Annotated in this window: 4 protein-coding genes, 2 tRNA genes and 1 pseudogene; 5 read left to right on the top strand and 2 right to left on the bottom strand. The window is 71.5% G+C overall.

Going from position 1 to position 5,013, the window contains the following annotated elements; translation table 11 throughout:
- Positions 1 to 150 (top strand): annotated as a pseudogene (locus tag ABT367_RS40770) (GNAT family N-acetyltransferase); the annotation flags it as partial.
- Between the two features lie 125 nt (positions 151 to 275).
- Here the strand turns inward: ABT367_RS40770 and ABT367_RS40765 are convergent.
- The gene (locus ABT367_RS40765) at positions 276 to 809 is read right to left on the bottom strand and encodes a GNAT family N-acetyltransferase (protein WP_352258954.1); all 534 of its coding nucleotides are present in this window, start codon (positions 807 to 809) and stop codon (positions 276 to 278) included.
- Positions 810 to 926: 117 nt separating this feature from the next.
- On the opposite strand from ABT367_RS40765, the gene ABT367_RS40760 reads away from it, so the two are divergent.
- Positions 927 to 1,199: a WhiB family transcriptional regulator gene (locus ABT367_RS40760; RefSeq protein WP_352258952.1), complete on the top strand. Its 273-nt coding sequence runs from the start codon at positions 927 to 929 to the stop codon at positions 1,197 to 1,199.
- A gap of 26 nt (positions 1,200 to 1,225) precedes the next feature.
- On the opposite strand, the gene ABT367_RS40755 is transcribed toward ABT367_RS40760, so the two are convergent.
- Positions 1,226 to 3,685, bottom strand: a complete 2,460-nt coding sequence (locus tag ABT367_RS40755; RefSeq protein ID WP_352258950.1) for a hypothetical protein — start codon at positions 3,683 to 3,685, stop codon at positions 1,226 to 1,228.
- 137 nt (positions 3,686 to 3,822) lie between these two features.
- Between ABT367_RS40755 and ABT367_RS40750 the strand changes: the two genes are divergently transcribed.
- The 3 genes from ABT367_RS40750 to ABT367_RS40740 all read left to right on the top strand — a co-directional run.
- Positions 3,823 to 3,894: transfer RNA gene (locus tag ABT367_RS40750), tRNA-Gly, on the top strand.
- A gap of 23 nt (positions 3,895 to 3,917) precedes the next feature.
- Positions 3,918 to 3,989, top strand: a tRNA-Glu gene (locus tag ABT367_RS40745).
- 28 nt (positions 3,990 to 4,017) lie between these two features.
- A partial coding sequence (locus ABT367_RS40740; protein WP_352258948.1) for an SDR family NAD(P)-dependent oxidoreductase occupies positions 4,018 to 5,013 on the top strand: 996 nt, incomplete at its 3' end.

Here is a 5,013-nt window from a genome sequence, read left to right as displayed (position 1 = left end):
GCCCTGACCCTGGCCGCCCTGCGCACCGCGCTGGCGCACGGCTACCGCGTCGCCGTACTGCAGGCCTCCGTGGCGGGCGAGCCGGTGTACCGCCGGCTCGGCTTCCGGGAGTGCGGGCAGTACACGGAGCATGCGATCAGCCCGGCCTGAACGCGGAGCGCGCTACGGAGCATGCGATCGCCCCGGCCTGAACGCGGAGCGCGCTGTGGAGCGCGTACCCCCAGCGCGTCAGCGCTTCCTCACGTGCGGCGGGCGGTGGACGCCAGGTCCGGCGGTCAGGCCTGGAATTCCGTGAGGTCGATGCTGTGGATCTGCAGCGGGACGTCGTACACGGGGTGCACCGTCTCGTGCTCCGGCGCCATGCCGAGCTTGTCGATCACGTTCGCCGAGGCCTCGTCCCCGATCCGGCTGATACTGATGACGCGGTCGAGGCCGCGGTCCTGCAGCGCGAACTCCAGCGTGGCGTGGGCGGCCTCGGACGCATAGCCCTGGCCCCAGAACTGCGAGCCGAGCCGCCAGCTGATCGCCACGTCGGGCATGACCTCCGGCAGGAACTCGGGCAGGGACAGACCGGTGAACCCGGCCAGTTCACCCGAGGCCATCAGCTCGACGGCGAAGAGGCCGAAGCCCTCCTCGTCCCACTCCTCCTCCCATCGCTCGATGTCCTCCGCGGTCGCGTCCAGGCCGCGCACCGAGCCGTCGTCGACCCAGTGCATCACCCGCGGGTCCGCATTGATCTCCGCCATGGGGACGAGGTCGCTGTCGTGCCAGCGGCGAAGGATGAGGCGGGGGGTGCGGATCTCGGTCATGGCGCCCATCTTGCCCAAGGCGGCCCTCTCACCGGTAATCGGCGCCCGGCCAGGCCCTTGCCCGCCCGTTGATCGCTCGTTCAGGGAACGTTTTGCGCCACCGGTCAGGCTCACTCCATGCCACGCACCACCGCAGACACCCCCACAGCCACACCCACCCCCACATCCGCCGCGCCCGCCTGGCACGAGGACGCCCTCTGTGCCCAGACGGGTCCGGAGTTCTTCTTCCCGGAGCCCGGCAGCTCCGTGAGCGAGGCCAAGCGCATCTGCTTCTCGTGCGCGGGCCGCGCCGCCTGCCTCGACTACGCGCTCACCCACGACGAGCGCTTCGGCGTCTGGGGCGGCCTCTCCGAGAAGGAGCGGCACGCCCTCAGGCGTGCGCGGCCGTGAACCTCAGGCGTACGCGGCCCGGGCCCTCAGGCGTACGCGACCGTGAACCTCCGTGTCCCCGAAGGGGCAAGGACGTCGTCGCCGGTGACATCCACCGCCTGCCCGTCCACGGACACGGCGGTGACCCGCCCGAACCGGCACGGATACACGAAGCGCACCCCCTGCGGCGCCCGCAGGATCTCCACAGCCACCCGGTTCTCGGAGGGCACATGGGTCAGCCGGTAGCCGAACTCCCCGCCGAGCAGCGTGGGTGCCCGGTCGATGCCGATCGTCTCGCCCTCGCCGAGCCAGTGCGGACGTACGCCCGGCGCGATGTAGAGGTGCGGATCGCGGTCCTCGTCCGCCTCGAAGAAGAGGATGTCGCGCAGCAGGAGCAGATACTCGGCCGCCGCCCAGCCGTGCGGGATGTCCCCCATGTACCAGGGCCGCTGCGGTACTTCGGCGAAGTCGGAGGCGACGGAGTAGGCGTGCTGCTCGTTCCACGCGCCCAGCGCCGCCGCCTGTCCACCCGCCCTCGGGAACGCCGCGTCCACGGTCCAGGCGAGCAGCCGGTCCGTCTTCTCGGGTTCGCCCGCGAAGAGGTACGCGTGCGCCAACTGCAGGGTGAGATAAGGCCCGTACGCGTTCCAGGCGGCGTCATGGCGGAAGCCGCCGGTGACGAAGCGGCCGTACATGGTGTCCAGGGTGTACCGGGCGGCGCGGTCGATGTCCTCGCCCAGCTTGTTGCCCATGTGCAGACGCAGCGGATGGAAGTACGCCGCCGCCCCGATCATCGTCGAGTCGCGCCGCCCCACGTCCCCGGGCCCGGTCGGGATATACGTCTCCCACTCCCCGCGCCGCCGCTGCTCACCGAGCACCCAGCGCACCGAGGCGGCCGTCGCGGCCTTCAGGTCGTCGAACGCCCCCCACAGCTCTGCCACTTCGGGCGCCCCGATCCGCTCGGCGATCCGTGCCGCCTCGTAAAGCCCCGCGAGGCCCCACAGGTCGTCCCAGTAGTGCGGCTTGTCCCGCTCGCCGAGATGTTCGGCGCTCCAGCCGCTGTGCAGCAGCCCGTACCCGTCGCGGTTGTCGCGCAGCCAGCGCGCACCGTCGCGCACGTACGGGGTGTACAGCTTCGCCCCGAGTCCGCTGCCGCGGTGCGTCCGGTCGTAGCGCCCGATGGCCCAAAGGGCCTGCCCGTTGGAGTCCCACTCCCGGTCGTCGCGCTCGTGCGGCCCGCCGAAGAAGCCGTACTCGGCGCAGGGCCCGATCCGTCCGCCGCCCTGGTTGAACTTCAGCGGATAGTGCGTCCCCAACTGCCGCTCGGCCAGCGTCTCGTCTCCCACAAGGGAGCAGGCGGTGGCCTCGACGGAGGAGTCCCGTATCCAGAACGAGTCGTAGACGGTCGGCCCCGGATGGATCTCCCCGTGATCGGAGAGCACGAGCAGCTGCGCGCGCGTCTGCCGGAACAGGGCGCCGAGATGGAAGACGCCGCCGGGCAGTTCGGGCTGTGGACCACTGCCCTTGATCTTCCGGTCCCAGAACACCTCGTGCGCGGCGTGCAGTTCGTCCGCCGGTACGGAACGCAGCTCGGCGAGATCGTCGCTCCCCTGGAACGTGTCGACCGGCAGCCGCACCGTGACCTGGAACTCCTCCTCGCCGCTGACACGGAACGGCCAGACGAAGGCCGCCGAACACAGACCGGCGATCTGGTCCTCGGCGAGCGTCGACCCGTTCAGCTTGCCGCCGTGGGCGAGGTCGTGGAACGGACTGCGGACGAGATAGCTCTCCGGGTCGTGTGAGTGGTCCGGGTTGCCGTACACACCGAACTGCTCGGGCGCCGTGTCGAAGACCGGCCCCCATCCCGTGTTCGTCTCCACGAGCAACTGGTCCGCCGCGTACCGCAGCTGCGTCAGGCGCCGGTCCGTGAGCAGACGCCCCTGCCGGTCGTGCCGCTGGAATCCGCTCGGTCCCGCGGGCACAACGGCAGCGCACAGCCACCCTTCCCGCGGCGCACCGTCCGTCGACCGCGCGCTCGCCTGCACGACGGTCACCGCCCGCTGCCGCGCGCCGACCGGCGCCGCGAAGATCCGTTCCGCGAGCGTGACGTGATGGTCGGCCCTGTAGGTGCTGACGACCGTCGGCAGATGCGGCTCGAGGACCCGCTGCTCGACCGCCTCGCCGTCCGCGAGCTGCGGAAGGTGGGTGAGCCCGGTGGCGGGGTCGTACAGGAAGAACGACAGCACGTACTTGTCGTACACCGGCTCCACCTCGCCGGCCTGCCCGATCAGACTCTCCTGCCGGTGGTCCTTCACCCCCACCATGTGCCAGTAGCGGTACAGGGCGTTGGAGGCGAACGCCGCCTCCTTCGACTCGTACGTCCCGCGGTCGAACTCATCGCTCCACGCCCGGAACGCCTGCCGCGCCCACCACGGGACCGGCAGCGCTTTGCGCGTCCAACCGCGCCACATGACCTCGTAGAACATCCACTCATGGGTCTGTGCCATGGGGGCACCGTGGCACCGCCCGGTGGGTTCGTAAACCGGGTGGTTCGGCCTGGTTGCTCAGGGTCTGACGGGACGTGCGCGACCGGTGGACCACCAGCGGGACGGGTGAGGTTCAGGCTCTAGGATGACGGCGCTGTCCGGGCGTAGCGCAGAGGCAGGCGCACCGCCCTGCCAAGGCGGGTACGCCGGTTCGAATCCGGCCGTCCGGGCAGTGCCGGGGCCAGGCCCGGGGGATCCCGTAGCGCAGAGGCAGGCGCGCCGCCTTCTCAGGGCGGGTACGCCGGTTCGAATCCGGCCGGGATCACTGAACGACCTAGGGCGACGGGGTGGGGATGGCCGGAAGCGACGGCGACGAGATGGCCGGGGACGGGACGACGGTCGCGGATCTGCCGCACGCCGAGGGGGATGCGGATCTGCCGCCCGCCGAAAGGGCTGCGGATCTGGCGCATGTCGAAGGGGATCCCGCGGCGGTCGCGGGCCTGTCCGCCGCCGAGATCGCCCGGTTCGATCAACTCGTGGGGAAGCTGCGGGCTCTGCCCGTGGACGATCCGGTACGGCTGCGCGCCGAGCAGGTCGCGGCATCGTTCGCGCGGGACGGGCGGCTGCGTCGGCGCAAGGCGCGCGGAGCCGAACGCTCGGCCGGGGACGCGGAGCTGATGGCCCGCACCGGGACCGGGGCCGCCGACCGGCGCGAGGACGCTCCGCTGTCCGTCCCCGGCGAACAGGGCGTGCCCGTCGGCCTGTTGCGCAAGCCGCGCGCCTGCTACGTCTGCAAGTCGCCCTATCGAGAGGTCGACGGCTTCTACCACCGGCTCTGCCCCGGCTGCGCCGCCGAGAACCGTGCCCGGCGCGCACTGAGCACCGACCTCACCGGCCGGCGGGTGCTCCTCACGGGCGGCCGGGTCAAGATCGGCTTCCAGCTGGCCCTGATGATGCTGCGCGACGGCGCCCACCTCACGGTCACCAGCAGGTTTCCGCATGACACCGCACGCCGTTTCCGGGCCGCACGGGGCAGCGAGCAGTGGCTGGACCGGCTCACCGTCGTCGCCGTGGATCTGCGCGACCCCCGCCAGGTGCTCGGCCTGTGCGAGCGCCTCAGGGCGGACGGCACACCGCTCGACATCCTCGTCAACAACGCCGCCCAGACCGTGCGCCGGCCGCCGGAGTCGTACGCGGTGCTCAGCGCGGGAGAGACGGATCAACTGCCGCCCGGCGCCTGGCCGGCGCCGGGTTTCCGTCCGGTACGTGAGCTCGGGCCGGGCGCGTCGGGAGCGCTGGATCTGGTGCTGCGCGAGGTCGAGGAGGCCGGGTTGCTGCGCGAGGTCGAC

The sequence above is a fragment of the Streptomyces mesophilus genome, assembly GCF_040300965.1.
Taxonomy (GTDB): Bacteria; Actinomycetota; Actinomycetes; order Streptomycetales; family Streptomycetaceae; genus Streptomyces; species Streptomyces mesophilus_A.
This window is presented reverse-complemented; position numbering and strand designations above follow the sequence as displayed.

Excerpts from the sequence above, each read along its gene's own strand:
- ABT367_RS40765 (WP_352258954.1), bottom strand. The coding sequence starts at position 809 with ATGACCGAGATCCGCACCCCCCGCCTCATCCTTCGCCGCTGGCACGAC.
- ABT367_RS40760 (WP_352258952.1), top strand. The coding sequence starts at position 927 with ATGCCACGCACCACCGCAGACACCCCCACAGCCACACCCACCCCCACA.
- ABT367_RS40755 (WP_352258950.1), bottom strand. The coding sequence starts at position 3,685 with ATGGCACAGACCCATGAGTGGATGTTCTACGAGGTCATGTGGCGCGGT.